At 70.2% G+C, this 21,845-nt stretch carries 19 protein-coding genes and 1 pseudogene; 10 read left to right on the forward strand and 10 right to left on the reverse strand.

Going from position 1 to position 21,845, the window contains the following annotated elements; translation table 11 throughout:
- Window positions 1–607 precede the first annotated feature (607 nt).
- The 4 genes from OG444_RS35005 (at window position 608) to OG444_RS35020 (ending at window position 3,216) form a co-directional block, all read left to right on the forward strand.
- Window positions 608–988, forward strand: a complete 381-nt coding sequence (locus OG444_RS35005) for a BlaI/MecI/CopY family transcriptional regulator (RefSeq protein WP_327265877.1) — start codon at window positions 608–610, stop codon at window positions 986–988.
- A 534-nt stretch (window positions 989–1,522) separates the two neighbouring features.
- Window positions 1,523–1,996, forward strand: coding sequence for a MarR family winged helix-turn-helix transcriptional regulator (locus OG444_RS35010; RefSeq protein ID WP_327265878.1), 474 nt, complete (start codon window positions 1,523–1,525; stop codon window positions 1,994–1,996).
- Window positions 1,997–2,063: 67 nt separating this feature from the next.
- The gene (locus tag OG444_RS35015) at window positions 2,064–2,468 is read left to right on the forward strand and encodes a DUF6153 family protein (protein ID WP_327265879.1); all 405 of its coding nucleotides are present in this window, start codon (window positions 2,064–2,066) and stop codon (window positions 2,466–2,468) included.
- Window positions 2,469–2,589: 121 nt separating this feature from the next.
- A complete protein-coding gene (locus OG444_RS35020) occupies window positions 2,590–3,216 on the forward strand; it encodes a DUF305 domain-containing protein (RefSeq protein WP_327265880.1) in 627 nt (208 codons plus the stop codon).
- A 295-nt stretch (window positions 3,217–3,511) separates the two neighbouring features.
- Here the strand turns inward: OG444_RS35020 and OG444_RS35025 are convergent, their stop codons facing one another.
- Window positions 3,512–4,369 (reverse strand): class I SAM-dependent methyltransferase, encoded by an 858-nt coding sequence (locus OG444_RS35025; protein WP_327265881.1) that lies wholly within the window; start codon window positions 4,367–4,369, stop codon window positions 3,512–3,514.
- Between the two features lie 117 nt (window positions 4,370–4,486).
- On the opposite strand from OG444_RS35025, the gene OG444_RS35030 reads away from it, so the two are divergent.
- Window positions 4,487–5,095: a TetR/AcrR family transcriptional regulator gene (locus tag OG444_RS35030; RefSeq protein WP_327267028.1), complete on the forward strand. Its 609-nt coding sequence runs from the start codon at window positions 4,487–4,489 to the stop codon at window positions 5,093–5,095.
- 231 nt (window positions 5,096–5,326) lie between these two features.
- Here OG444_RS35030 and OG444_RS35035 read toward each other — a convergent pair whose 3' ends face one another.
- Window positions 5,327–5,698 carry a winged helix-turn-helix transcriptional regulator gene (locus OG444_RS35035; RefSeq protein WP_327265882.1) on the reverse strand — a complete coding sequence of 124 codons (372 nt, stop codon included), beginning with the start codon at window positions 5,696–5,698 and terminating at the stop codon, window positions 5,327–5,329.
- 92 nt (window positions 5,699–5,790) lie between these two features.
- Between OG444_RS35035 and OG444_RS35040 the strand changes: the two genes are divergently transcribed.
- Window positions 5,791–6,630, forward strand: a complete 840-nt coding sequence (locus OG444_RS35040) for an SDR family oxidoreductase (RefSeq protein ID WP_327265883.1) — start codon at window positions 5,791–5,793, stop codon at window positions 6,628–6,630.
- Between the two features lie 1,001 nt (window positions 6,631–7,631).
- Here the strand turns inward: OG444_RS35040 and OG444_RS35045 are convergent.
- On the reverse strand, window positions 7,632–8,531 hold the full coding sequence (locus OG444_RS35045; RefSeq protein WP_327265884.1) for a GNAT family N-acetyltransferase: 900 nt from the start codon (window positions 8,529–8,531) through the stop codon (window positions 7,632–7,634).
- A gap of 414 nt (window positions 8,532–8,945) precedes the next feature.
- On the opposite strand from OG444_RS35045, the pseudogene OG444_RS35050 reads away from it, so the two are divergent.
- Window positions 8,946–9,921: pseudogene (locus tag OG444_RS35050) on the forward strand (IS701 family transposase); the annotation flags it as partial.
- 289 nt (window positions 9,922–10,210) lie between these two features.
- Here the strand turns inward: OG444_RS35050 and OG444_RS35055 are convergent.
- Together OG444_RS35055 and OG444_RS35060 are read right to left on the reverse strand one after the other, a co-directional pair.
- Complete coding sequence (locus OG444_RS35055) at window positions 10,211–11,227, reverse strand: MASE1 domain-containing protein (RefSeq protein WP_327265885.1); 1,017 nt, start codon at window positions 11,225–11,227, stop codon at window positions 10,211–10,213.
- A gap of 95 nt (window positions 11,228–11,322) precedes the next feature.
- The gene (locus OG444_RS35060) at window positions 11,323–12,600 is read right to left on the reverse strand and encodes a PP2C family protein-serine/threonine phosphatase (protein WP_327265886.1); all 1,278 of its coding nucleotides are present in this window, start codon (window positions 12,598–12,600) and stop codon (window positions 11,323–11,325) included.
- A gap of 511 nt (window positions 12,601–13,111) precedes the next feature.
- Here OG444_RS35060 and OG444_RS35065 point away from each other — a divergent pair.
- Complete coding sequence (locus tag OG444_RS35065; RefSeq protein ID WP_327265887.1) at window positions 13,112–15,592, forward strand: SpoIIE family protein phosphatase; 2,481 nt, start codon at window positions 13,112–13,114, stop codon at window positions 15,590–15,592.
- A 128-nt stretch (window positions 15,593–15,720) separates the two neighbouring features.
- Here the strand turns inward: OG444_RS35065 and OG444_RS35070 are convergent, their stop codons facing one another.
- Window positions 15,721–16,995 (reverse strand): PucR family transcriptional regulator, encoded by a 1,275-nt coding sequence (locus tag OG444_RS35070; RefSeq protein ID WP_327265888.1) that lies wholly within the window; start codon window positions 16,993–16,995, stop codon window positions 15,721–15,723.
- Between the two features lie 411 nt (window positions 16,996–17,406).
- On the opposite strand from OG444_RS35070, the gene OG444_RS35075 reads away from it, so the two are divergent.
- Complete coding sequence (locus tag OG444_RS35075) at window positions 17,407–18,744, forward strand: lipase family protein (RefSeq protein ID WP_327265889.1); 1,338 nt, start codon at window positions 17,407–17,409, stop codon at window positions 18,742–18,744.
- Between the two features lie 362 nt (window positions 18,745–19,106).
- Here the strand turns inward: OG444_RS35075 and OG444_RS35080 are convergent, their stop codons facing one another.
- The 4 genes from OG444_RS35080 to OG444_RS35095 form a co-directional block, all read right to left on the reverse strand.
- Complete coding sequence (locus OG444_RS35080; protein ID WP_327265890.1) at window positions 19,107–19,820, reverse strand: bleomycin resistance protein; 714 nt, start codon at window positions 19,818–19,820, stop codon at window positions 19,107–19,109.
- Between the two features lie 383 nt (window positions 19,821–20,203).
- Window positions 20,204–20,545 (reverse strand): hypothetical protein, encoded by a 342-nt coding sequence (locus OG444_RS35085; RefSeq protein WP_327265891.1) that lies wholly within the window; start codon window positions 20,543–20,545, stop codon window positions 20,204–20,206.
- Between the two features lie 213 nt (window positions 20,546–20,758).
- Window positions 20,759–21,178 carry an arsenate reductase ArsC gene (locus tag OG444_RS35090; protein WP_327265892.1) on the reverse strand — a complete coding sequence of 140 codons (420 nt, stop codon included), beginning with the start codon at window positions 21,176–21,178 and terminating at the stop codon, window positions 20,759–20,761.
- A 47-nt stretch (window positions 21,179–21,225) separates the two neighbouring features.
- Window positions 21,226–21,423: a hypothetical protein gene (locus OG444_RS35095; RefSeq protein WP_327265893.1), complete on the reverse strand. Its 198-nt coding sequence runs from the start codon at window positions 21,421–21,423 to the stop codon at window positions 21,226–21,228.
- 82 nt (window positions 21,424–21,505) lie between these two features.
- On the opposite strand from OG444_RS35095, the gene OG444_RS35100 reads away from it, so the two are divergent.
- On the forward strand, window positions 21,506–21,820 hold the full coding sequence (locus tag OG444_RS35100) for an ArsR/SmtB family transcription factor (protein WP_327265894.1): 315 nt from the start codon (window positions 21,506–21,508) through the stop codon (window positions 21,818–21,820).
- Window positions 21,821–21,845: the final 25 nt, after the last annotated feature.

A 21,845-nucleotide genomic window follows, 5' to 3' on the forward strand; every position in this document is an offset into this window, starting at 1 on the left:
TGCGGGTGCAGGGGCGGCGGCTGCGCCGAGCGGCGCGCGTTGCCGGGCGCCGACCTGGATCGTACGGCCGCCCTGGGGAGCGCCGTCACACCTGGGCGGCCAGCCGCCGGAAGGACTGAACCCATGGCCTCCGGGGCCCTTTGGGATGACCGGTCCGGGGAGCGGGATCGCAGCGATCAGCGCGACGACCTCTGCAGGGCGGGTGGCCTCCGGAGCGCGGCCGTGAGGATGAGCTCACGGTCCGGGTCAGCCCCCGGGCCTTCGATGCGCGGGGACGCGCCGGGTGCGTGTGCCATCCGTCCAGCGTAGAAGGGCGGGCAGGCGCGGGGCCGCAGTGTCCGGGATGTGGCCTTGAGCGGGACCGCCCCCGGACCTGGCCCTGACGGTCGCCCGTACCTCCATCGCGCCCGTCGGCCGTCCGTGAGCCGGCCTCCGGACGGATGGCGGCCGGTACGGATCTTCCGCTGCGCCCGAGCCTGCCTCGCGCCCGCCCGTAACTGGCCACGGCCGGGCCGGACCCGATCCACGGCCCATAGAGTTAGATAAGGCAAACCTAAATTCGAATCGCGGGCATAGTCGTCCGGGACAGCAGTGGGGCGGTACCGGGATGGTGAGGAATGGACGGGACGCGCGGCGTCCGCATGGTGAGCTCGTCGCGGACGTGCTGGCGATCTTATGGGCGGCAGAGGAGCCTTTGACGCCGCACCAGATCAATGCCGCGCTCGAACGAGACCTGGCCAGGACGACGGTCACCACGATCCTGACACGTCTGCACGAGAAGGGGACGCTCGTTCGCACCCGCGCGGGGCGGGGCTTCGCCTACGCAGCGGCGGATGATGCCGCCGGGCTGGCAGCCGGGCGCATGCGGCAGGAGCTGGAACGGGAGCCGCAGCGTGACCTGGTGCTGAAGCGGTTCGTGTCTTCGTTGTCCGGGGACGACGAGGAGGCATTGCGGCGCCTGCTCCTGGAGCGCGAGCAGGGCGATTGACCCTGTCCTGGTTGTGGCCCTGGCCATGCTGACGCGGGTGCATCCATGGGCGCGGCCGCAGCCACGCGCCGGTCGCTGCTGCCGCCGGAGCAGTGCTGACAGGCCGGACAGCACCGGTGGTTCGCCGCTGGTACGGGCACCGTTCGCTGCTCGCGCGCCCGGTCCGTCGCAGGCGAACGCGCCGTCCGGCGAGACCTGTTGGTCCGGGCCTCGCAGGGCTCGCGACGGTGGTGGCCGCATCGGTCGTACTGGGACTGGCCTGGCGTACGGGCTGTACGAGTAGGCGGAAGGCTCGCGGCTCAAGCCCTGCGACGCCGCTGAGACCGTGAGCGTCGACTGCGATGTAGACCAGCCGCCTTGGGCGTGAGTATGGTTAGCCTAGGTTTATTCCACATCCTGCCATCCCCGGAGTGCCGTCTGAGTCCGGGGACATGTGCCCCCGTGACCGGCGTATTGCTGCGGGCTGCGGGAACGACTGACCGCGGCGGGCCGGTTCGGGGGTGACGTCCCCCTCCCCAGTGAGTTGGAGGCGACGTGTACGACAGGGGGAGCGGATCGTCGAATCCCTCCGAGCAGACCGTGGAACTCCTGGCGGCAGCCGGCAGGGCCGTGGAGACGCTGGTGGCCGAGCGTATCGGTGTGCGCGGGTCGAGCCCCCTCCACCAGTCGGTCCTCAAGGCGCTCGCCGATCTGGGGCCGCACGCCCACCTCGATCTCGCCACGCAGATAGAGGCGCCGCTGGATGATGTCGTGCGGGTGATCGATGAGCTCATGGAGCAGGGCCTGGTCCACGCGATGGTTGTCAACATCGGTGGCCGGCATGAGGTGGTGACGCTCACGGAAGCCGGTACTGAGGCCCTGGCGGCCACAGTGGATGACGTGAAGAGCCTGCAGGACGCTCTGCTGGCCTCGATCACGAAGGGTGAGCGCGCACAGCTGCACTACCTGCTGCGGCGGGTGTACACGACTGCCACCCGTGCCGATGGGCTGCGCTCGGTTTCGCCCTGAAGGCGCAGGCGGCCAGGGCGGAGACGACCGCGCCGGTGGCCGTGGCGAGCACCCGTACGATGAGCGCATGACCTTCGCCGCGAAGCCGCTGGGACGACGCCCTGCCGGGCGGGGCTTCCTGCTGCTCGTCCTCGCGGTGCTGGCCGGTGTCCTGGGCATGCACGCCCTGGCCCCGAGCCCCCTGCCGACGGCGCACGCCGGTAGCGGGCACACCATGGTCATGGCTCATACGGAGGCCGACCCGGACGCGGCGGGCGACTGCTCGCACCCGGCCGGTGGATCGGATCATCTCGATCACGCGGACGGAACGTGCGCCGCCGCCGGGGTGAGCTCCTCCTACGCCCCGCCCGCGCTGAGCGCCGCGTTCGGTGGTGTTCCCGCTGCTGTTGTGCAGGCTGGGGCGGCGCCGGAGGCGCCGGTGAGTACGCGGGCGCCACCCGACCTTTCCGAGCTGCAACTCCTGCGGATATAGAGCGGCCCACACGGCATCTGCCGGTCCGGTGACCGGTGAGCGATGCCGTGCCCCGGCACGCCCTGTTCCGTACGCGCGCACGTCCTGACCGTAGGACTGCGCATCAAGGAGTCGCACCCACATGAACCGCAACCGTTCCCTCGTCCGCCGCACCACCGCCGTCGGGGCCGTCGCAACGGCCGCCCTCGTGCTGGCCGCATGCGGCAGCAACGACAGCCCGGCCGGTCACGGAGGCCACGCTTCCGCCTCGCCGTCGGCTTCGGCCTCCGCCGCACAGGGGCAGCACAACGCGGCCGATGCCGCGTTCGCCAAGGGGATGATCCCTCACCACAGGCAGGCCGTTGAGATGGCCGACCTCGCCCCGACCCGTGCGGACTCCGCCGAGGTCAAGCAGCTCGCCGAGGAGATCAAGAAGGCCCAGGACCCGGAGATCAAGACGCTCTCCGGTTGGCTGGCTTCCTGGGGCGAGCAGGTGCCCGCCGAGGGTGCCATGGACCACTCCATGCACGGCGCGGGCGGCGGCATGATGACCGCCGAGGAGATGGAGAACCTGAAGAATGCCTCGGGCAAGGCGTTCGACACCGCTTTCATGGAGCTGATGATCAAGCACCACGAGGGTGCGGTCGCCATGGCCAAGACGGAGCAGAAGGACGGCTCCTACCAGCCCGCCAAGGACATGGCCGACGCCATCGTCACCTCCCAGACCGCCGAGATCACCCGGATGAACGGGCTCCTCGGCAAGGTCTGACTCTCACGAGCAAGAGGCGGGGCGGGCGGGCGTCGCACCCGGCGCCCGCCCCGCCCGGTACGCCTGGGCTCTCTCCCACCGTGCCCACCGTGCCCACCGGGGTGGACCGGCGGAGGCCGACGGCACGGGCTTGTCGGTACGGGTCACGGTCGACCGGCGGTGTGATTCGTCGTGGTTCGAACCGATCTGTGTGGGCGCGGGATCAAAGCCACCAGTTGGTACCGGTCGGACCGCGACCGCGACCGCAACCGGCTCGTGTGACACCGGGTCCTTGCCCGGACCGCATCTGACAGGCTCAGTCGCCCGCGGTGTCCTTCCGGACGGCGGTGACCAGCCACGAGCTGCTGCGCAGCCACACGGCCCCGGCGTCTTCGTAGGGGCGCAGCGCGTCGATCAGTGCCTGTCGGGCCTGCTCCTGGGCATCGGGTGCGACCTGGCCGAGCAGGTGGCGGCCAGGGCCGGAGTCGATCAGGAAGGCCGAGGCGTCCTCGGCATCCTTACCCCAGTTGCCGGCGGCTTCCACCCGCTCCGCGCGGGCGTTCCCGAAGCCGGCGGAGGTCAGGAGGGCGAGCGTGTGGTCGGGGTCGGTCAACGAGAACATGCCCGGTGCGCCGGGCGTGCCGAAGTCTCCGAGCGGCAGGATGCCGTCCAGCGAGGCCAGCGCCCGGAGCCACTCGTTGGCCCCGGCTTCTGCCGCGCAGATGAACGCCAGCCGGCCGCCCGGGCGCAGCGCGCCGCGGATGTTGGCGAAGGCGCCGACAGGGTCTGCGAAGAAGGTCATGCCGTAGCGGCTGACGGCCGCATCGAATGCCCCGGGGTCGAACGGGTGGACCTGTGCGTCGCCTTGGACGAAGGACACGTTGTGCACTCCTTCGCGTGCCGCACTCGCCCTGGCCCGCTCGAGCATCGGACCCGACAGATCCACTCCCATGGCCCGCCCCCCGCCGCATCGCTGTGCCGCCAGGCGGGTCGTGCGGCCGGCTCCGCAGCCGATGTCGAGCACCTGGTCGGTGTCCCGGATGTCGGCGGCGTCGAGCAACGGCTGGTTGAAGCCGTCGTTGATGGCGTCCCAGCGTTCCTGACTACGGGCCCACTGTGCTCCTTCGTAGCCGTTCCATGCCTCGGCCTGCGTCGTGTTGGTGATTCGGCCCATGGGTGAACTCCCTCCCGTCCGAGCGCAGTACGGTGCCCGGACCCTTAGTATGGGCAAGTGCCCAAACAGTATGGGCGATCGCCCGTACTGGCAATGGGCTTGAGGGAAGGGGCTGTTGTGTCACCTCGTGGAGTCGCGATTCCGGATCTGCGTGAGCGGTTGTTCGCGGCGGCGGAACGGGTGGTGGCGCGAGACGGTGCGGCGGGCCTCACGAGTCGCTCCGTCACGGCTGAGGCGGACTGCGGCAAGGGCGTCCTGCACGCGCACTTCGCGGGCCTGGACGAGTTCGTTGCCGAGCTGGTCCTGGACCGGTTCGCGCGCGGTGCCCGCCAAGCCGAGGCGCTGGACGCGAAGGTGGGGCAGGCCACGGCTGCGGCCAATCTCCAGGAAGTCGTCCTTGCCTTGCTGGATGCCCTGCCCCCGGCGGTGGTGGGTCTCTCGCTGACACGCCCGGCGGCCGCGCTGCGTACCCGGGAAGGCTTCCAGGCGGGAGCGCCCGCGTTCGATGCGATCCAGCACGCCTTTGTCGCCTACCTGCAGGCGGAGCAGCGTGGCGGCCGGATCGCCGCGGACGCCGACGTCGCCACGATCGCGCTGGCGCTGGTCGGCACGATGCATCACCTGCTGATGACGCGCGTTCCCGGCCTCAGCGAGGAGCCGGAAGCGACCGTAAGGCGACTGCTGGCCGTACTGCTGGGTGGCGCCGGGCAGCCGCCAACGGCGTGAGCGTCGGATTGGGTGTCGCTGCACGTCCCGCAGCCAGGTACGGCTCGGTGGGGTCCGGGGGGCGGCGTAACGCACTGTGCGACTGGACCCACCGCCACCTCGGCCACATCGAGGCCTCCCGCCACCGCTTCGGCACCTGACGGGCGGAGCCCCGCGCCCGAAGCCGTCCGCCGCACGCATCCGGCAGCCGCGTTGGGGCCGTTGAGGGCGGGCGGCCGGGCTTGTGCGGCACTATGCCGGGCTGCGCGGCGGTAGCCGTTGTGTGATCCGGTCGAACAAGTCCGTCAGCGGCTCGCTGATGTCCTGGCCGAAGTCGGTCAACCCGTAAGTGACCTGAGGCGGCGTCGTCGGCTCGACCTCCCGCCAGACCAGGCCGTCCTGCACCAGCGCGCGCAGGGTCTGAGCCAGCATCTTCTCGCTGATGCCCTGGATGCCGTCGCGCAGTTCGTAGAACCGAAGGTCATTGCTCCGCAAGGAGATCAGAACCCAGATGCCCCACCTGCTGGTCACATGGTCGACCACGTCACGCGCGGGGCAGTCGGTGTGAAACACCTCACGCCCATGGTTCGTCGCGACCGGTTTCAGCTGCGCGCCTTCCCTCATGTCGGGAGCTTACCCCTGGGTATGTCCTTACGGAAAGTAAGCCCGGCTCCTAGCGTCCATCACGGAAGCGCACGACGAATCAGGAGCTGAACATGATCGTGGTAACCGGGGCTACCGGGAATGTGGGCCGACCGTTGACGCAGGCCCTGACAGAGGCGGGCGAGCAGGTGACGGCGGTGTCGCGGCACCGGGCGGAGCTGCCGGAGGAGGTCCGGCACCTGTCGGCCGACCTGGCCGAACCAGCCGCTCTCACAGCCGCGTTGACCGGGGCGAAGGCGCTCTTCCTCCTGCTCTCCGGCAACCTGCACGCCCCCCGAGCCAGGCCGACCGACATCATCCGCCTTGCCGCGTCCAGTGGCGTCCGCCGGGTCGTGCTGCTGTCCTCGCAGGGCGTGGCGACCAGGCCGCTCGGTCCGTCGCGGGTCGCGATGCGCACCGTGGAAGACGCGTTGCGGGACTCCGGAATGGACTGGGTCGTCCTGCGGCCGGGAGGGTTCGCCTCCAACGCCTTCGCCTGGGCCGAGTCCGTCCGCACGCAAGGAACGGTCGCCGCGCCCTTCGGCGATGTAGGGGTTCCGGTCGTCGATCCGGCGGACATCGCCGAGGTCGCGGCGGCCTGCCTGCTGGACAATCGGCACACCGGCGCGGTGTACGAGCTGACCGGGCCGGAGGTGATCACGCCGCGTCAGCAGGCGGAGGCGATCGCAGCCGCGCTCGGCTCGCCCGTACGGTTCCGCGAACTCACCCGCGAGGAGGCCAAGGCCACGATGGCCCGGTTCGTGCCGATCGAACTCGCCGACGACACCCTGGACATCATCTCTGCTCCGAACCCGGCCGAACTGCGGATCAGCCCGGACGTGGAAGGAGTCATCGGCCGTGTCCCGCGCACCTTCAACGACTGGGTTGCCCGCCATGTCGCCGCATTCCGCTGACGCGGAACTTTAATGAACGGGCGCGCCAGTTGACCTCGAGGTGGACCGACTCGACCTTGTCGAAGGCGCTGGTCCCGGTGTTCATGCCCGCGACGAACGCTGCGTGTGACCAGGCGTCGAAGTTGCCGAACACGAAAGGGAGTTCCAGGCAGTGCGGGGAGCCCAGCCCGGCCGTCTTGGGCGGGGGTGGGGCAGTCGAACTCGTCGGCACAGGCCGGGCGGCCACCGGCTGCCCGCGCTTGCGCGAACGCCAGGGTGGGCTTCCTGACCAGCTCGTCGGTGATCAGGTCGATGAGGACGTCGACCGGCCGTGCGCCCGGGCGGGCGGCCTCGTAGGCGGCGTACGCTTCGGCGCCGGCGCCGAACGACGCGGCGGCCGCCTCATCGACCGGAGTCCGACGATCCAGCCCGGTGAAAGCCCGCCCAGTGCGGGGGCCCTATGTCTTTGGTCAAGGCGGTCGGGTGGCAGTGTGGCTGTCATGAGTGATGACGTGCCTGTTCGGGAGTCGGCGGGCGAGGCGAGGGCACGCGGTGGTGCGACTCTTGCGGTCATCCGGGCGTGCTGCTTTCCGCCCTCCCCGGCGTTCCCCGAATCGGACTACCCTCGGCTTCTGCCTGGCCGCTGCGACGGCCTGGCGGTGGAGGTCTCTCGCCTTCACTCGATTGCGTGACGCTTGGTGGCGCACCTTCTTGTCGTAGTAGGCCCGCGATGCCGGGGCCCCCAGGGCCGCGAAAGCGGAGAGGAAGAAAGCCCGTTTGAGCTGCTCGTTTCCCCGTCTGGAGGTCCTAGTACTCCAGCTGTAGATCGTGATCTTGCTGGTGGGGCCTGTAAGGGAACGGGCGCGGCCGCCGTTGATCATCGTCGATGTGGACTGACGACGAGACGGTGGCCACTCCAAGCGTAGATCCTGCACGTTCACTGTCGGCCGGCATGCCGCCGGGCACCGCAAGCGGTCCGGACCTGCCCTCGGACCGGACCGCTCACCGCGTGCTACTCCTCGCTAGGCTGCTTGGCCCGCCGGGTGGAAGTTGATGCGTTCACGGATGACGGGGAAGCCAGCCTTGGCGAAGTTCGCGGCCATGGGGAAGTTGGCCTGGTCCGTCGCTCCGCTGACGAACTCCGCGCCCTGCTCGACGAGGAGGTGGGTGCACTCCGCGAGGAGGTCGTAGGCGTAGCCGCGACCGCGCTGTTCCGGGACGACTCCGACGAAGCCGATCGTCGGGCCGGAGGGGTTGTGGGCCGGGATGTGGATGCCGGCCAGGTCGCCCTCCGGCGTGTGTGCGATCTGCCACCATTCCCGTGGGGAGGGGCACCAGTTGAAGAAGTCGAGTTCCTCCTGGGCGGCCTGGTCGAGGCCGCCCTCCTCGATGGCCCTGAGCGCGTGGGCGTCCAGAGTGGCGGAGTGGATGCGGCGCAACGCGTCGAAGAACACGGTGTCGTCGGGTTCGGCGCTGAAGCGCAGGCGTCCGGGCCGCTCGGGCAGACCTCGCTCGGGGGTCCAGCGGTACAGGAAGCGTTCCACCAGAAGCTCGTACCCTGCGGCTCGTGCGGCGGCGAAGCGCGCCTCGGCTCCGGCGCGCAGGTAGGTCTTTTCCCGCCAGCCGCCGGGCAGGTTGATCTCGAGTTCGACTTGCCAGGGAGCGGAGCGCAGGAGTTCGGCCCCGGCCTCCTCCTCGCCCTCGGCCACGTCGAACCAGTTGATGTTGACGGGCTCCGAGTCGTCGGGGCCGCCCCACCACGCACCGCGTGCGACGACCTCGCCGTCGCGCAGGGCGACGCGCTTCCAGTCGGGCCGGAACCGGGTACGTCGGTGGCCTTCACCGGCGCCGAGGGGGTCGGGGTGTGCGTCGAAAAGATGTGCGTCGCTCGCGGAGAGCGCGCGGATGACCGTATCGGTCATGGATTCCTCCGGGATACAGGCTGCTTGGAGCGCTCCCGGTCAGAACTGACGAACTACGCCGGGATAGCGGAAGAGGGAGCGCTGGAAAGGTGTGAACTGCACGGCACTCGCCTCCTTCCATCCATCTCAGGGCGTGAAGCCACACGGTACGTGATCTTCCGCGGGTCCGTCCACGGATTTCCGTGCCCCTTGAAGGAGGGGTTCGCGGGACGATGCAGAGCGCCCTCAAAGGCCCGCGGGGCCGTAGGCGGACTGTAGTGCTCCAGCTGTGTGGATTGTGATCTTGCTGGTGGGGCCGGTACGGGAACAGATGCGGCTGCCGTTGACCATCGTGGGTGTGTGGACTGACAACGAGACGGTGCCCACTGGTCACAGCATAGATCCGCGCGTTGGCGGGAGGCGTTTGAGGTGGCCATGGGGCGCATCGCGGGCCGGTTCGCCCGCGATGAACCTCGCCTACGGGCCGGGCGGTTGGTGCTGGGCCTGCTGTCGGACCTGCCGCGCAAGAACTGCTGGACGATCGCGGAGTGGGCCGGCGAGGCAACCCCGCACGGCATGCAGCACCTGCTGTGCCGGGCGTCCTGGAACGCTGATGCCGTCCGCGACGACGTCCGAGAATACGTCGTCGAGCACCTCCACGACGATGCGGCGGCGCTGGTCGTCGACGAGACCGGCGACGTGAAGAAGGGCACCCACACCGTCGGGGTCCAGCGCCAGTACACAGGCACCGCGGGACGGATCGAGAACTCCCAGGTCGCCGTCTACCTCGTCTACGCCGGCGCCCGGGGACACGCGGCGGTGGACCGGGAGCTGTACGTCCCGCGCTTCTGGACGGGCGACCCGGACCGCTGCCGGGCGGCAGGGCTCGGTGAGGAAACCGTCTTCGCGACCAAGCCGGAGCTGGCCCGCACGATGATCGAACGGTTCATGGGATGCCGGACACCGCGTGGACTGGGTCACCGGTGACGAGGTCTATGGCGGCAACCCGAAACTGCGATCCGCCCTGGAGGAACGCCGCATGGGCTATGTCCTCGCGGTGGCCTGCTCGGCCGAAGTGACCACCGGTGCGGGCACGTTCCGCGCTGATGCCCTGGCCCGGAAGCGGTCCTAGGACTGGGCGGTCATCGACCTGGCCGCTCCCTGCCCGGGTCACCGCCAGCTGCTGATCCGCCGCGACCGCACCTGCGGCGAACTCGCCCACTACCGCTGCTACTCGCCGGATCCGGTGCCGCTGACGACGATGGTGCGGGTCGCGGGATCGAGAGGGCGGGTCGAGGAGACCTTCCAGAGCGAGAAAGGGCTGGCCGGCCTCGATGAGCACCAGGTCCGCCTCTACCCCTCCTGGATCCGCTGGGTCTCCCTTGCGATGCTCGCCCACGCCTTCCTCGCGGTGGTCCGTGCGAACGAACACGCCCGACAGTCCACCTCTGACGACTTGGTCCCGCTGTCCTGCAACGAGATCCAGCGCTTGTTCATCACCCTCGCCATCCGGCCTCTCCGCGATGCGGCCCACCGGCTCGGCTGGTCCGACTGGCGACGCCGCCATCAAAAGCGATCACGCATCAGCCATTACCAGCGACAAGCCGCATCCCAGACATGAAGATCACGATCTACAGCTGGAGTACTGGCAGCCTCCGGCGGCGTGTACTGCTCCTGGCGCACGGTCGGACACTGAGCCATCACGTCGGCCACTCGGTTCGTCCGTCGTCCGCTTCCGTCTCGCCCCCGCGATCGGGGAGCCTGGGATGGTGGTCACCGGCGGTGGCCCTGGCCGCCATCTCGGCCAGCAGCATGCAGGCTCGCGCGATCTCTTTCTGGGTCTGGTCGCGCTGGCTGACGGCAGCCGCGACCAGCAGCGCGGTCAGCGAGGAAGCACCGTTGAACGCTTGCAGGGTGATCATGTTGGTGAGCAGATCATGACCGGCGAACGGGCCTGAGCCACGGGCAGCGGCGACGATGGCGAAGGTCGACACGGACAGGGCGCAGAGCGCAGCCCCGGCCAGCTGGAAGCGGAAGGCCGCCCAGATCAGCAGCGGGAAGCCGAGGAACATGAGCGTCGTACTGCTGGTCTCGAGGAAGCCGACGCAGACCGTGGCTGCCAGAAGCAGCAGTCCCTCCGCCCAACGGGACGGCCGCGCACCTTTCGGCCAACGCGCGAAGCGGAGAACGAGCAGGACGGGCGTCACCACCAGTACCCCCATCGCGTCGCCCGTCCACCAGACCGACCAGGTGGGCCAGAATTTCTCGGTGCTCAGCGCGCCGGCGAGGGCCAGGGTCCCGCTGCCCACCGTCGCGCTGATCAGCATCCCGGTGAGCGCACCGAGGAAGATCAGCCCCAGCGCATCCTGCAAACGGTCCAGTTCCGTACGGAAGCCCGTACGGCGGAGCAGCGCGTACGAGCAGACGGGCGCGAGGGTATTGCCCGCCACGATCGCGAGCACGGCCGGGATCGATGGGCCGAGCGGGACGTTGACCAGGAAGGCACCCAGCGCGATCCCGGGCCAGACCCGCAGACCGCGCAGGAGCAGGCTCGCCACGGCGATACCGGTCGGCGGCCACAGGGGGGTGACCTGGCCCCCCACCAGTTGCTGGACCAGTCCCAGCGCGGCTGAGCCGTAGTACAGCCCGGCAACGACGCAGATCTCCAGGGCGGCCAAGCCGGCCTGTCGGAGCCGCTCAGGCCGCGCTGCAGTCATCAGGCGGCACCTCCGCATCAATCGGCCCGATTCCATCATCCGCCGGATCTCTCGGATCCTCCATGGCACTGGTGAGATGGACGCGGACACGGGGATCAGAGGTGCGGGGTGCGCAGGGCGAGGATGGCCAGGTCGTCGTGACCGTCGCTGGGGTGGTGATCGGCCAGAGCCTGGACGAACTCCTGCAGGGGCAGGGCGGCGTACATCGTGGCGAGATCGGTGAGCCGGTTGAGACGCTCGTCGATGGGGTGCTCAGGATGTTCGACCAGCCCGTCCGTGAAGAAGACCACGGTGGCGTCCGGGGGCAGGAAGCGGGAATGGTCGGGGCGGGGCTGCTCGGGGTCGACCCCGAGCGGTACGCCGGGCTCGGCGAAAAGGTACTCTGCCGGGCGCCCAGGGGTGATCAGCAGGGGTGGGACGTGGCCCGCGCTGCTCCAGTGGAGTCGCCACCCCGGCTCCTCCGGTTCGATGCGTGCCAGGGTCGTGGTGGTGACGGGATTGCTCGTGATGGCGTGCAGGGTGCGGTCGAGCTGGGTAAGGATGGCGCTGGGCGGATTGCTCTGGTCGAACAGCAGAGCCCGCAGCATGTTGCGGGTGGAGGCCATGGAGGCCGCGGCCTTCAGGTCGTGACCGACCACGTCGCCGATGACGAGCGCCACGACGTTGTCGGCCAGTGGGATGGCGTCGTACCAGTCCCCACCGATCTGACTGGGCTCGGCAGCGGGCCGGTAGATGGCGGCGGCGGCGAAAGGCCGCAGGTCCGGCAGGGTCGGCAGCAGAAGCCGTTGGAACTGCTCGGCGCCGAGGCGAACCCGTTCGAACAGGCGTACCTTCTCGATCGCGATTCCCGCGGCACTGGCCAGGGCAAGGACGACGTTCTCGTCGTGGACGTCGAAGGGATGTCCATCGCGCCGCTCGGAGAGGTAGAGGTCACCGTAGATCGCGCCGCGGACGCTGATGGCGACGCCGAGCAAGGTGTGCATGTGCGGGTGGCCGGCCGGAAACCCGACGGACGACGGATGGGCCGGGATGCTGTCGACCCGCAGGGGTTCGGGGTGGTGGATCAGGTGCCCGAGGACCCCCAGGCCTCGGGGCAAACCGGTCTCGGCCAGATCGGCGCGTTCCTGTTCGGACAGGCCGGCGGTGATGAACTGCTCCAGATGGTCGCCGGACTCGCTGAGTACGCCCAGTGCCCCGTAGCGAGCGCCGGCCAAGTCCATGGCGGTGGTCACGATGCGGTGCAGCACGTCGGGCAGCTCCACCTCCCGGCTGATGGACACCACCGCGTCCAGCAGGCCCTGCAGCCGGTCCATGGCGGCCAGCAGGGAGCGGAGTTGCTCATCGATCCTGGCCAACTCGGTGCGCAGACGCACGTGCAGGTCGGAAGGTGCGGTTGCTGCCCCCGGTGTTCGCCTTCCTCGTTTCCTGCCATCACGAGCGACCGGTGTCAGGATCGCTCCGCTTCCGCACCGACGTCCTCGGGTCTGCCCGCGGGGCACGATGGATCCGCTCGAACAGCCCCTCACCTGAGCGGTGCATTCCGGTCTCCTGACACGACCCTGGTCAATCGGGACCACAGCGTGGCACGGCGATACAGGCAAAACGGCCATTACGCCGAAGGCGGCATGCCCCTGCTGGTGCGCCGCCGCAGTCGGTCGCGCGGTGTCCGAGTCGCAGGCCCTGGCGGGCCGGGCCCTCCGGACTCGGGGCCGATGGCGAACGACCTCCTGCCGACGTACGGCGGCGCGGGGATACTGAAGGTAGGCCGACTGCTCAACCTCCGGTCTCTGGTCTCTGATCGCTCTGGGTAGTCGCCGCGGCAATGCCCGCTGTGCGGTCCGTTCGGCAGGTGGAGCAGGTCGAGCAGGTCGAAGGGTGGCAGTGATGGACGCACCGGCGCCGGGATCGGGCGAGGTGCCCGAGGACCCGTTCGAGCTGCACAACTCCGTCTCGGCGGTCCTGGACGACCACGGCAGGGTCGTCGGCTGGAGCGAGCGCGCACAGGAGCACCTCGGCTACCTGCCCGATGAGGTGCTGGGTCGTATGGCCTTGGAATTGTTGGTCGACTCTCGTGACCATGGGACGGTCCGGGACGCAGCGGCCGAGTGCGCGCGCGACCGGGGCTGGTCCGGCGTCCTGCCCGTCCTGCACCGCGACGGGCGGCGGGTGGAGCTGGGCTTCCGCGTCCGCGCCGTCATCCGCGCCGGCTCGACCCGTGAGTGGTTCCTCGTCGTCGCCCCGGCGGAGGAAGTGCTGCGGTGGGAGACGGACCGGTCGGTCCTGGACGGTCTCTTCCGGCGCTCCCCGATCGGCCTGTCCGTCCACGCCCCCGATCTGAGCATCCTGCGCATCAACCGGGCGCTGGCCCGGTTCACGCAACTTCCCGCGGCGGAGATCCGGAGCCGGCGCATCGGCGACTTCCTCATCGGTCCGGACCTGAAGACCATCGAAACCCGGCTGCGCCGGGTGCTGGATACCGGCGCCCCCCTGATCTTCACCGAGCAGCCCTGTCGCCTGAGAAGCGACCCCGACCACGAGCGGGTGGTGTCGGTGTCGGCGTTTCGGATGGAGGACCCCTCCGGCGGGATCCTCGGAGTCACCCAACTGGTGGAGGACGTCACCGACCGCTACCGGGCCCGGCGGCGGCTCGCCCTGCTCAACCAGGCGAGCGCCCGCATCGGGACCACACTGGATCTCGGCAAGACCACCCGGGAGCTGGCCGACGTCGCCGTCCCCGACCTCGCGGACGCCGTCTCGGTGGATCTGCTGGATTCGGTCGCCCGAGGCGATGAGACCACCGAGGAGGCGAGCGGTCCGGTCCGCAGGATGGCCGTGCACTCGGTCGTGGCAGAGGCGCTGCGGGTGATGTACCCCGCCGGAGAGGTCTTCCGCTTCGACCCGCGCACCCCGCAGGCCAGGTGCCTCGCCGAGCAGCAGCCCATCCTCGAACCTGTGCTCCAGAGCAGTCCCGGCTGGTATTTTCAGGATCCGGAGCGCACGCAGCGCGCCCTCGATCTGCGCGCTCACTCACTGATCGTCGTACCGCTGACGGCCCGCGGTCTGCTCCTCGGCCTGCTCAGCCTGTGGCGGGCCCAGCGGCCGGAGCCGTTCGAGGAGGACGACCTCACGCTCGCAGAGGAGTTCGCCGCGCGGGCCGCCCTGTGCATCGACAACGCCCGCCGCTACACCCAGCAGCATCAGGCCGCTCTGACCTTGCAGCGCAGCCTGCTGCCGCAGGAGTTGCCCGAACACAGCGCGGTCGAGGTCGCGCACCTGTATCTGCCGGCCGATCCGGCCGCCGGCGTCGGCGGCGACTGGTTCGATGTCATCCCCCTTTCCGGAGCACGCGTTGCCCTCGTCGTCGGCGATGTCGTCGGTCATGGTCTGCACGCCGCGGCCACCATGGGCCGCCTCCGCACGGCCGTGCACACCCTGGCCGGCCTCGACTACGCTCCGGACGAGCTCCTCTCCCACCTGGATGACCTGGTCAACCGCCTGGCAGCTGAGCAGGAGCCTGCCGACGGACGCTCGCGGGGCCGGCAGATCGTCGGCGCGACGTGCCTCTACGCGGTCTACGATCCCACCTCCCGGCGCTGCACCCTGGCCCGGGCGGGTCACCTGCCACCCGCCGTGGTGACCTCCGACGGCAAGGTGACCCTGCCCGACCTTCCCGAGGGGCCTCCGCTGGGCCTGGGCGGACTCCCGTTCGAGTCCGCCGAATTGGAACTCGCCGAGGGAAGTCTGCTGGCGCTGTACACGGACGGGCTGGTCGAGGCCCGTGGCCTCGACCTCGACGAGGGACTCGAGCGGCTGCGAGAAGCCCTGTCCCGCCCCGGCCGCTCGCTGGAGGAGACCTGCACGGACGTGCAGAACGCCCTGCTGCCGGATCACCCGCCCGATGACGTAGCACTGCTCCTCGCCCGCACCCGCGTGCTGGCGCCGGAGCAGGTCGCCTCCTGGGAACTGCCCGCGGAGCCGACCTCCGCCGCCCGGGCACGGCACCTGGCAGACACCACATTGACCGGGTGGGGCCTGGGGGAGCTGGCCTTCACCGCCGAACTGGTCGTCAGTGAACTGGTCACCAACGCCTACCGGTACGGCGGCGGTCCCCCGGTGACCCTGCGGCTCATCCGCGACCGCAGCCTGATCTGCGAGGTCTCCGACAGCAGCAGCACCGCTCCCCACCTACGACGGGCGCGCACCACCGATGAGGGCGGGCGCGGCCTCTTCCTGGTGGCCCAGCTCACCGAACGGTGGGGCACCCGCTACACCAGGGACGGCAAGACCGTCTGGACAGAGTTCCCCCTCGGCACAGCGGCGGAGGGACACTCGGCGGCTGTGGCGAACCCTGCGCTCGACGGGTGACGCCAGGACTGTATGCGCTCACTGTCCACGGGGTGCTGTGGCGGTGATGGATCGGTCGCGGCTTTCCCCCCGCCCGGTGGCGCTTCATCGCCGGTGTTGCAGGTGCTCATTCAGGCCACCCCGCCATGTCAGCCGGTATCGGGCTCGCCCTGCCGTACGGAGTCGTGGGCGGCCAGTGCGGCGTGCAGCGTCAGCAGGTCGGCGCCCCGGGCCGCGTCCAGTCCGGTGAGCTCCGTCGCCTTGCGCAGGCGGTAGTCCACCGTGTTGGGGTGTACCTGGAGCCGGGCGGCGGCTCGGCGTCGGTCGAGGCCACAGGAGAGGAAGGTGCGCAACGTGTCGAGCAGTTCCGGGCGCCCGGCCAGTGGGCCCAGCAGCGCGGCGAGCCCGTCCCTGGCCCGGCTCGGGCGGCTCAGCTGGTACTCCAGCAGCACATCGTCGAGCAGGTAGAGTCCGGGCCCTCGACCGGATGCCTGGGCCACCCGCCGTACTTCACCGACCATCCGGGCGGCGTCCGCGACGGAGTCCGGTGCGGCAGCGGCAGCTGCCACCAGCAGCTCCGCGCCGCAGATCCGACCGAGCTGCTCGACGAGCCGGGTGAGCCGCTCCCGGTCCGCGGCGGCGAAGTCGGCGGCCGGCGTCTCGTACGGGATCAACACCAGCCCCCCGTCGCCGGACAGCACGGACAGCGGGACACCCGGTGTCTGGCGCTGCAATTCGTTGCGCAGCCGCCGGAGTTTGCGGCGAGCGGCAACAGAGTGGTTCACGCCGGGCCGCAGCTCATCCGGGTGCGGTCCCATGGCGATGCTCAGGGCGAGGTACGTGGGGGGCAGCCGGATGCCTGCACGGTCGGCCGCGGCCTGCGGGTCGCCGCCCTCCATCAGCCGGGACAGCAGGGACTGCCGGGCGACCTGCTCGTCACCGAGGGCCGCCTGCCGCTCCTGCACGTACCCTGCCGCGACCGCGCAGCTCACCTGTCGGAGGTAGCCGAGCAGTCGGCGCTGGACCAGCAGCACGTCCGGCAGGTCGCCCGGCTCGGCCGTCGCAAGGATCTGGGCCGCGCACTCCTCCGCACCGAAGTGGTAGGCGCCCACGACGGCTTCCAGCGGCACGCCCTCGTCGGCGCGTCGAGCCGACGACTCGCTGATCCTCGCCAACTCGGCCTCCTCCGGCAGCTCGCCGTGGCGCAGCACCCGGATGAAGGCCCGGATTCCACGGTCCACCTCCTTGGTGATCTCACCGTGGAGCTGTTCCGAGGGCAGTGCTCCGTAGGCGGGCAGCTGCTCGACGAGCCGGGCCGTCACCGCCGACGCCAGGGCCGGCGCGGCGGCCAGAAGCCGCTTGTGAACCGGGACGCCGCCGAACTGCGGCCCCACCGCGCTTTCCGCGGGTTTGGATGCGGTCACAATGCACCTCGCGAATCTCTGTTGTGCGACCCGGAGACATGGCCCCGCCGCGACCCCATGCTGGTTTCCGGGACGTTACTTACTAGTTGGTAACACGCCTGCCCGGTGGATCGCCAGACGTGTTCGGACCCAGACCGCATCCTCCACCGGATCCCCACGCCCCCACCCGCACCGGAGGACCGCCGTGCCCGTGCAACAGCCGCCACGCGCCCCCGCCCGATCACGCCGCCGCCCTGCCGGGGCCGCCTGCGCCACCTGATCCGGGCGCATTCCGCGGACCGGAACCCGAGCACACGTCAGGCCCGGCGCGCGGCTGCCGATGGAACGCCACGACGGCGCCATCAGTGCCGCCCACCGACACCCTTCATCTCCGAGAAGTCCAGCGTTCCCATTCCACGATTCGGGGGAGTCATGCCCAGAAACACTGTTCGTCTCCTGGCCACCGCCCTTGTCGCCGCGATGGTCGTGACCGCCGCTCCTGCGGCAACGGCCGCCGCGGTCACGCCGTCGAGTGCCGGCGCGAGCGACCCCTTCTACACCTACACCGGCAGCGAGCCCCTGTCCTCGTTCGCGCCGGGCACCGTGCTGAAGACTCGGACGCTGCAGTACCACCTCGTGGGCCTTCCCACGTCGCTCAGGGCGATCCAACTGCTCTATCGCACGACCGACGCCCAGGGCCGTCCGTCCGCCAACGTGACCACGGTGGTGCGCAGCCTGACGGGCGACGGCAGCAAGGCGGTGTCCTACCAGTCGTTCTACGACTCGCTCAACCCCGAGGACGGTCCGTCCCGGGCCATCGCCGGTGACCTCACCCTGGGCGGCGTCATTGCGAATGCCGAGGCCGTCTTCATGGCTCCGCTGCTGCTGCAGGGCTACGACCTCGTCATCCCGGACACCGAGGGACAGACCGCCAACTTCGCGGCCGGCCCCGAGTACGCGACCAACACGCTGGACTCGATCCGTGCCGCGACCCGGTCCGCGGAGACCGGCATGGACGCCGACACCAGGTTCGGCCTGATGGGATACTCCGGCGGCGCCATCGCGACCAACTGGGCGGCCGCGCTCGCACCCTCCTACGCGCCCGAGGTCAACAGCAAGCTGGTGGGTTTCGCCGAGGGCGGTCTGCTCGTGGATCCGGCGCACAACCTCAAGTACGTCGACGGCTCCCTCGTGTGGTCGGGTGTCATCCCCATGGCGGTCATCGGCGTCTCCCGGTCGTACGACATCGACCTCAAGCCCTACCTGAACGCCTACGGCCTGGAGGTGTACAAGAAGCTGGAGCACGGGTCGATCGTCGACGCGCTGGGCCACTACCCTGGCCTGACCTGGAAGAAGATGGCGAAGCCGCAGTACTCCGACCCGAATTCGGTGCCTGCCTTCGTCCAGGCGGTGAACAGGATCAACCTCGGCTCGGCACCCACCCCCACCATCCCGGGGTTCATCGCGCAGGGCAACGGGGGAGTCCTGGAAGGAACCTTCAGCAACCGCCAGGGCATCGGCACCGGTGACGGGGTCATGGTCGCCGGAGACGTGCGGACGCTCGCCCGCCAGTACTGCGGAGCCGGCAACGGATCGATCAAGTACCAGCAGTTCGACCTGCTCAGTCACGTCGCCGTGCCCGTCGTCTGGGCGCCCGTCGCGATGGGCTGGTTGAACGACCGTTTCGCAGGCGGCAACGCCCCGTCCGACTGCGGCCGCATCCCCGCAGGCAACTCGCTGGCACCGGAGAGTCCGGTGCCAGCCTCCTGATGCGCCCTGGGCACCCCGGGCCCCGCCGCACCCGATTCCGCGGCGGGGCGGCATCGCAGCGGGCGCAGGATGCGCGGCGGCAGGAGCGGTTGCTGCAGGAGCTGTGGCAGGCCGCCCGTCCGCAGGCCCTGCGGTGAGTGGCGTCCGGCTGCGACCTCCTCTTCGGCCGGGCCGAACTGCGCCAGCCCAGCCGGCCGCCTGATCCCACCCGCTCGCCCTTCGCGCAGCAGGCCCGGGACCCGACCTCCATGGGGCAGGCCCGACAAGGTCCAGCCGCAGGCGGCCACCCCGGCACTCCGATCAGCCGCCCCGGCTCGGAGCGGACGCTCCCCGCGTCACGCTCCTGCAGCCGCCGGACGGACTCATTGCGGCGGTTGGTTTCGGAGATCCTTCAGGCGTGCGATGTCATCGTGGACCGACTCCTGCTCCTCGGCGGTGAGGTGAACCGCAGCGGCCTCATCGAGGGCGGTCGTCATGGTCTCCCTGTCGCCCAGGCGGCCGGCGGTATCCGCTCGCAGGACCAGGAGGCGGACCAGTTGCACCGGGGTGGGTCGTTCGCCCTCCATGCGGAGGGCGCGATCGATGATCCTTGCGGCGCCGCTCGGGTCGTCCTTCGAGTCCGCGAAGAGGGACGCCATGTGGAGAGCGCGGGCGAAGGTCTCGTCCGGGGCGGGTCGGTGGTGTTGGTCCGCGCTCGTCGGCTGCCCGACACGGATGCAGTTGCCGCCCGGATCGGTCATGAGGAACTGCCGCACGCCGTACGACATGTCCTTCAGCGGCCCGATGCGTGGCAGCCCACGGGTCGGGACCCTCCCGTACGCCGACCTGAGGCCGGTCCGGAAGGCATCGTGCAGGCCGTCGACGTCATCGGTCACCACGTAGCACGTGCTGACCGACTGGGTCGGCTCGTACTGCTTCAGGCCGAAGAACTGGAGCTCGATGCCTCCTCGTTCCACGACCGCGTAGGGATTGGGGCTCCGTTGCTGAAAGGTCACCTCGAAGCCGAGCGCGAGGTAGAAGTCGAGGACGGGCTGGAGGGTGCGGCACGGCAGGATCGGAATCGTCTTCTCGGTCATACGGCCACTCTAGTCAACTTTGACTAGAGTGGGGAGCGGATATGGGTGATCCGATCGCCCGGGCGTCGAATGGCCGGTGAGGGCCGGCGGCTCGCGGCGGAGGCCGACCTTCCCGAGGTGCTGCCCCGTGTGACTGCGGACAGGGTGACCGTCCCCCCCGGCTGCTGCAATCCGTCCGTGTGCGCCCCGCTCTCGGGGTGCACACGGGTGAGGAAGCGCTCGTGCGATACGGACTTCGTACTGCCTTCGGGGCTGCGGTACTGCTGGTCACGGCTTCGACGGGCTGCTCGGGTGGAGACGGGAGCCCTGCGGTGCCGTCGCCGCGTGGAGGCCGCGCGGGCCGGACCGACCCGGGCCTGTTCGGGAGGAGGGTCCGCCCCGACCTAGCCGGCCACGGCTGCCGGGGCGATCCCGGCCGGTCCGGCGGTGAGGGTCTTGCTCGCGCGCTGCGTCCCGGGGGCGACGTCCAGCACGGCGGACGAGAGCCGGCATCCGATCGGTACCTGCACCAGTACGGGATGCAGAGGGTGCCCGGGCGGCCTGCCGCGCAGCAGATCGCGCATCCCGCCCGGGGGAGCGCGCGGGATGCCCCGCTGGAGCACCCTGATCGCCGGGTCGGCCACCGCGGCCCGTTCGAGCCGGTCCAGCGCGGTCAGCCACCGGGTCGAGGCAGCGCCGGGTGCCGCGGTCCGCCCGGCCGAGGCGCCGGGGGTGTGCGAGTTCATACTCGACGCCTGCCCGGTGTCACGCCGCGATCCCGCTCCGGCCAGGGCCGGCACCCGAACGACGCGCCTCCCGGCCGGGCGCTCGCGCGGGCGTGTCCTTGCCCCCGGGTCTCGGCTGTCCGGCGCGGTCAAGTCCTCGCGTCGGGCGGCCACGTGCGCCCCCGGCCGCTGACACTTCAGGCGGTCGCCGCCAACCCGCCCTTCTCGTGCGCCTCAGGCGTTCGGCCTGGCGGCGATCTCGGCGATCAGGCCCTCGATGAGGCCCTTGATCTCGTCGCGGATGGGGCGGACCGCCTCGACGCCCTGGCCGGCCGGGTCCTCGAGCTGCCAGTCGAGGTAGGTCTTGCCGGGGAAGTACGGGCAGGCGTCGCCGCAGCCCATCGTGATGATGTAGTCGGACGCCTGGGCGGCCTCGGGGGTGAGGATCTTCGGCTTCTGGTCGGAGATGTCGATGCCCAGCTCGGCCATGGCGGCGACGGCGGACGGGTTGACCTGCTCGCCGGGCACGGACCCGGCGGAGCGGACCTCGACGCGGTCGCCGGCGAGGTGGCGCAGGAACCCGGCCGCCATCTGGGAGCGGCCGGCGTTGTGGATGCAGACGAACAGGACGGAGGCGGCAGGGGTGGAGGACATCGGTGCTTCCTTGGGGTGAGGCGACTGCGGTGGGGAGCTGTGGGGCTTCAGGGGGCGAGCCGGGTGCGCAGCTCGGAGATGCGGACGTCGGTGGCGTCGTGGATGCCGTGGATGCCGTGGGCGACGGCGATCGGCGCCCCGTCGGGGTCGGCCACGGGCCGGTCGAGGTGGCGGCGGCCGGGCATGGCGGGACGGGCGGCCCCGGCGGACAGGCGTTCGTCCGGCAGGAGGGGCGAGGAAGGCAAGGGCACGGCGATCCCGTTCAAAGGAGCCAAAAGGATCAGCTGGGGCTGGTATCAGCTCCAGCTGATGTGACAGTATCAGTCCATGATGACGTCAGTCGACACTGATCTGTTCCGGGTTCTGGCCGACCCGCTCAGGCTCCGGATCGTGACCCTGCTCGCCCGTGAGACCCTCTGCACCACCCACCTCGTGGAGGAGACGGGCGCCAAGCAGACGAACCTCTCCAACCACATGAAGGTGCTGCGGGAAGCGGGGGTCGTGGAGACGGAGCCATGCGGCCGGTACATCTACTACCGCCTGCGCCCGGAAGTCATCGAAGCCCTCGCCGGTCAGTTCGCCGACCTCGCCCGGACCGCGCGTGCCACCGCAGAAGCGAACCGCAAGCGGTCCTGCCCATAACCTTCCGCGCTTTGCCTCACCTTCC

Origin of the sequence: Streptomyces sp. NBC_01232, assembly GCF_035989885.1 — a bacterium.
Lineage (GTDB): Bacteria > Actinomycetota > Actinomycetes > Streptomycetales > Streptomycetaceae > Streptomyces.

Coding starts and splice junctions, on each gene's coding strand:
- OG444_RS35005 (WP_327265877.1), top strand. CDS start 608: ATGGTGAGGAATGGACGGGACGCGCGGCGTCCGCATGGTGAGCTCGTC.
- OG444_RS35015 (WP_327265879.1), top strand. CDS start 2,064: ATGACCTTCGCCGCGAAGCCGCTGGGACGACGCCCTGCCGGGCGGGGC.
- OG444_RS35020 (WP_327265880.1), top strand. CDS start 2,590: ATGAACCGCAACCGTTCCCTCGTCCGCCGCACCACCGCCGTCGGGGCC.
- OG444_RS35025 (WP_327265881.1), bottom strand. CDS start 4,369: ATGGGCCGAATCACCAACACGACGCAGGCCGAGGCATGGAACGGCTAC.
- OG444_RS35035 (WP_327265882.1), bottom strand. CDS start 5,698: ATGAGGGAAGGCGCGCAGCTGAAACCGGTCGCGACGAACCATGGGCGT.
- OG444_RS35040 (WP_327265883.1), top strand. CDS start 5,791: ATGATCGTGGTAACCGGGGCTACCGGGAATGTGGGCCGACCGTTGACG.
- OG444_RS35045 (WP_327265884.1), bottom strand. CDS start 8,531: ATGACCGATACGGTCATCCGCGCGCTCTCCGCGAGCGACGCACATCTT.
- OG444_RS35055 (WP_327265885.1), bottom strand. CDS start 11,227: ATGACTGCAGCGCGGCCTGAGCGGCTCCGACAGGCCGGCTTGGCCGCC.
- OG444_RS35065 (WP_327265887.1), top strand. CDS start 13,112: ATGGACGCACCGGCGCCGGGATCGGGCGAGGTGCCCGAGGACCCGTTC.
- OG444_RS35075 (WP_327265889.1), top strand. CDS start 17,407: ATGCCCAGAAACACTGTTCGTCTCCTGGCCACCGCCCTTGTCGCCGCG.
- OG444_RS35080 (WP_327265890.1), bottom strand. CDS start 19,820: ATGACCGAGAAGACGATTCCGATCCTGCCGTGCCGCACCCTCCAGCCC.
- OG444_RS35085 (WP_327265891.1), bottom strand. CDS start 20,545: ATGAACTCGCACACCCCCGGCGCCTCGGCCGGGCGGACCGCGGCACCC.
- OG444_RS35090 (WP_327265892.1), bottom strand. CDS start 21,178: ATGTCCTCCACCCCTGCCGCCTCCGTCCTGTTCGTCTGCATCCACAAC.
- OG444_RS35100 (WP_327265894.1), top strand. CDS start 21,506: ATGATGACGTCAGTCGACACTGATCTGTTCCGGGTTCTGGCCGACCCG.